Here is a 318-nt window from a genome sequence, read left to right on the forward strand (position 1 = left end):
CAAGGTCAATGTGCCGGGCATGGCCTCGATCATCGAAAACCTGCTGGCTATCGAGCAGCAGGCTGCCACGCAGCGCCCCCCGAGCGCGCTGGCCGACAAGAGCGTGTTAGTGATTGCCTATCCGGACTCCAACAGTTTGTTGATCAAGGGCAAGCCTGCCCAGGTGAAGGTGATTGAGGACCTGGTGGCGGAGCTGGACAAGCCCAAACGTGCGATTGAAGTATCTCTGTGGCAGGTCGACGTGGACCGTGACGAACTCGAGAAGCTCGGCGCGGCCTGGGCCCGGGAAACCGACGGCGTGGCTTCCGTGACGCGTGT

1 protein-coding gene is annotated in these 318 nt (G+C 61.9%); it reads left to right on the forward strand.

Annotation, left to right across the window (positions count from 1 at the left end; translation table 11 throughout):
- Positions 1-318: secretin N-terminal domain-containing protein (locus KZZ04_RS18680; protein WP_306430590.1), on the forward strand; the 318-nt coding region annotated here is incomplete at both ends.

It is taken from the genome of Pseudoalteromonas sp. CR1 (genome assembly GCF_019392235.1).
Classification (GTDB): Bacteria; Pseudomonadota; Gammaproteobacteria; order Enterobacterales; family Alteromonadaceae; genus Pseudoalteromonas.